The organism is Streptomyces sp. (assembly GCF_031181555.1).
In the GTDB taxonomy this organism is placed as follows: domain Bacteria; phylum Actinomycetota; class Actinomycetes; order Streptomycetales; family Streptomycetaceae; genus Streptomyces; species Streptomyces fimbriatus.
Genome location: NZ_JAPSKQ010000299.1, coordinates 1 through 3,670, shown reverse-complemented (window position 1 = coordinate 3,670; position 3,670 = coordinate 1). Strand labels below are relative to the sequence as shown.

General features: G+C 73.2%; 3 protein-coding genes. 2 read left to right on the top strand and 1 reads right to left on the bottom strand.

Annotated elements, in window-relative coordinates; genetic code table 11:
* Positions 1-237 precede the first annotated feature (237 nt).
* The gene (locus RIM90_RS31010; protein ID WP_309064067.1) at positions 238-537 is read right to left on the bottom strand and encodes an Atu4866 domain-containing protein; all 300 of its coding nucleotides are present in this window, start codon (positions 535-537) and stop codon (positions 238-240) included.
* 468 nt (positions 538-1,005) lie between these two features.
* On the opposite strand from RIM90_RS31010, the gene RIM90_RS31005 reads away from it, so the two are divergent.
* Together RIM90_RS31005 and RIM90_RS31000 are read left to right on the top strand one after the other, a co-directional pair.
* A complete protein-coding gene (locus RIM90_RS31005) occupies positions 1,006-1,761 on the top strand; it encodes an Atu4866 domain-containing protein (protein WP_309064066.1) in 756 nt (251 codons plus the stop codon).
* A 230-nt stretch (positions 1,762-1,991) separates the two neighbouring features.
* A complete protein-coding gene (locus RIM90_RS31000; RefSeq protein WP_309064065.1) occupies positions 1,992-3,383 on the top strand; it encodes an amidohydrolase family protein in 1,392 nt (463 codons plus the stop codon).
* Positions 3,384-3,670 lie beyond the last annotated feature (287 nt).

The window sequence follows — 3,670 nt, the reverse complement described above, 5'->3', positions numbered from 1 at the left end:
CGCGCGGACCGGCGGCGCGCGGACCGGGGAGCTCGGGAACGGCCCGGCCGAGGCGGCCCGACGGCGGACGGCTCCGGCCGACGCCGCGGCTCCGCCCCGTGTTCTCCCGCCCCTGCCCATGGGCATCCTCGTGATGGCTCGTCCTGCGGGAAGGATTCGCTCACCGCGACGCCGGCCGCCCGCTCCAGGCGCCGGTGCCCGGGGCGAACGGCCGCGACGGAAAGTCCGTGTGACCTGTCAGCCGCGCGACACCGTGTCTCCCTGGCGGACGCGCGGGTCGCCCTCGCGGTAGAGCACCAGGTGCTCGTGGAAGAGAACACCGCCGCGGATGTCGCCGGTGGCGGTGAAGCCGGTGTCGTCGACGTAGTCGATGTGGGCGCCGGTGACGGTGTACCGGCCGGTGTAGGCGCTCTGACGTTTTCCGCGGGCCTCGTCGTAGCGGCCGTTCGGCAGGAGTTCCTGGCGGATGAAGCCGTCCGCGGTCACCCACACGCCGACGTACGGGTGTGGGTCGCGGGGCATGTCGTTGCTGGTCATGGCTCCACTCTTGAACCCGCGACGGGAAGAAGCCAGGCCGTTCCCTCCCCAGGTGAGGGCTTCCCGGGGGCCGTGCACCCACGATCGCGAGCGGAACGGCGTGGCGACACGAGGGAGCCGGACGGACGAGCCTCCCGGACGCGGTGAACCCGGAACGTGCCAGGGCCGCGACCGTGGATCGCCGGGACCCCACCACCGCCGAGCGCCGGTTCCGACTCGTCGTTCCCGCACCGGCAGCCCGTCAGGGCCGTTCCGCGGGGGCCGTCGCGGGCAGCGGGGCCGACCATGGGTGCCGCGCACCCGGGAACGCAGCGGCCTGGTTCCGGTTCCGCGGTGCGACGAGTCTGGTGGTCATGCAGTTGCCGCGACCGCCGAGCAGCTGCCCCGCTCGCACCGGTGCTCGCCCGGCTCGCCGGGCCGGCCGACGAGCCGGGCTCCCGAACTCCCGAACTCCCCTTGAGGAACACCATGACCACCACCGACACCGGCACCGTGAGCTGGAACCCGGAGGCCCTCGACGCGATCGTCTCGAACGACGGTGGCCGGCCCGTCCTGTTCACCAACGCCCGGATCATGACGATGGACCCGCTGATCGGGACCATGACCGGTGCCGACATCCTGTTCGTCGGTCCCCTGATCGTGGGTGTCGGCCCCGCCATCGTCACCGCGGCACAGGACGACAACGCCATCGTCGTCGACTGCACGGGCACGACCGTCGTCCCCGCCGTCGTGGACACCGTCGCCCTGGCCGGCGGACGCGGCCGACGCTCGGACCACGTCGCGACGCTCACCCCGGGCAACACCACCGACTTCCTGGTGGTGCCCGACGAACTCGCCGCCGACGTGCCGGGCGCGGTGGCCACCCTCACCTCTCGTCCGGAGCAGGTCCGTGCCCTGGTCGCAGCCGGCCGGCCCGTCCTGTGGGCGGGCACCGACGTCCCCGGCCGGATCACCGCCCCCGAGACGGGCATCCCCGCCGCACCGGACCTGACCGGCAACCCGCGGCTCGGCGTCTGGATCGACCGGGAGGACTTCCTGCACCAGGAACTCACCGCCGACGGCCGCTACGACGAGACACGGGGCGGTCGCCGCCACGCCTACCGGGGCCGGTTCTGGATCGACGGCGACCGCATCGACTACCTGGACGACCTCGGCTTCTGGGCCTACGGGGAGTTCAGGGGCGACGAACTGCACCACGCGGGCTACGTCATGAAGCAGAGCTGACCGCCGACCGCCGGCCGCTGTGCGGCGGACACGGCGGTCCGGCCCCGTGCAGCCCACGGACGACCGGTTCCAGAACCCCGCCCGTACCCGCCCCGACCCCGGGTGCGCGGCACACGGGGAAACGGCGCCCTGGTCGCCGTGACCGGACCGGCCAAGACCGGAAACCGAGCAGCGCCGGTGCCGCCGGCAGCCCGCCACCTCCTCCCCGACGTACGGAAAGCAGATCCCTCATGAACGTCAACGACACCACCGGCGCGGCCGTCCTCGACCGGATCCGGCGCCGCCCCGCGGCCGAGCGGCGCATCCTGTTCACCGGCGCGACCGTCGTCACCATGGACCCCGGCCTCGGTGTCCTGCACAACGCCGACCTGCTCGTCGAGGGCGGCACCATCACCGCCGTCGGCCCCCGCCTCGACGCCGGCGACGCCGTGGTCGTCGACGCCACCGGCACCGTCCTCAGCCCGGGCTTCGTCGACACCCACCGGCACGCCTGGGAGACCCAGCTGCGCCGGATCATGCCGGACGTCGACGACCTCGGCGCCTACGTCACGTCCACCCTGGCCGGCTACGCCACCGTCTACCGGCCCGAGGACATGTACACCGGCACCAGGCTGGCCGCCCTCACCGCGCTCGACAGCGGCATCACGACCCTGCTCGACTTCTCCCACAACTCCCGCACCCCCGAGCACTCCGACGCCGCCGTCGAGGCCCTGCGCGACACCGGCATCCGCGGCGTGCACGCCTCCATGGGCCCGCACTTCGGCGACTGGGACAAGCAGTGGCCCGGTGACCTGACCCGCCTCAAGGAGCGGTACTTCAGCAGCGACGACCAGCTGCTGACCCTGCGCCTGGCGACGCTCGCCACCGACGAGATCGCCGGACCGGCGCTCGCCTACGGTCCCGAACTCGCCCGCGTTGCACAGGACCTGGGCATCGGAGTGAGCGTGGACGCGGTCCTCGGCACGGCCTCCTCCGAGGCGATCCTGCGCTGGGCCGAGGACGGCCTCCTCAGCCCCGACGTCACCCTCATCCACGCCACCGGACTCACCTCCGAGGCGTGGAAGGCGATGGGGGAGACCGGCACCACCGTGGCGCTCGCCCCCACCTCCGACGCCCAGATCGGCCTGGAGACCGCGATCCCCGCCGTCGACGAGGCCCTGTCCGTCGGCATCCGCCCCGGCCTGAGCATCGACGTCGAGGTGGCGCTGGTCAGCGACATGTTCACGCAGATGCGGTCCCTGCACGCCATCCAGCGGATGCGGGCCGTCAACGCCGTCCACGGCACCGACCAGGAGCCCCGCCGCATCACCACCCACGACGTCCTCGACTTCGCCACCCTCCAGGGCGCCCGCACCAACGGCCTGGACGCCGTCACCGGCTCGCTCACCCCGGGCAAGAAGGCCGACCTGCTGGTCATCCGGGCCGAGGACCTCAACAACATGCCGCTCAACGACCCGATCGGCACCGTCGTGCTGGGCTCCGACGCCCGCAACATCAGCGCCGTCCTCGTGGGCGGCGAGCCCCGCAAGTGGAACGGCCACGTCCTCGACGTCGACCTGCCCGCCCTGCGCCGCGAGGTCCACGCCTCGCGCGAGTACGTGCTGAACACCCCGGCCGCCTGAGCATCCCCCACCGCCCCCGGCCGGCCTCCCTCCGGTCGGGGGCGTCCTCGTCCCCGGCACGTGCCGCCGGCCGATCACACCGCGCACACGGGGCCGCCACCAGACGTCCTTTCGGAGTTCTCATGTCCCACCCCACCACCACGCCCGAGCGCACAGCGGGCAGCAGGACACCCGGTCAGCCGCCGGGCTGGGCCCCGGCCGCCCCGACCACCGCCCTGCTCACCGGACTCGGCGTCCTGATGGTCGGCCAGATGTACACCGCCCTGGCGCTGCTGCACCCCATGGCG

Excerpts from the sequence above, each read along its gene's own strand:
- RIM90_RS31010 (WP_309064067.1), bottom strand. The coding sequence starts at position 537 with ATGACCAGCAACGACATGCCCCGCGACCCACACCCGTACGTCGGCGTG.
- RIM90_RS31000 (WP_309064065.1), top strand. The coding sequence starts at position 1,992 with ATGAACGTCAACGACACCACCGGCGCGGCCGTCCTCGACCGGATCCGG.
- RIM90_RS31005 (WP_309064066.1), top strand. The coding sequence starts at position 1,006 with ATGACCACCACCGACACCGGCACCGTGAGCTGGAACCCGGAGGCCCTC.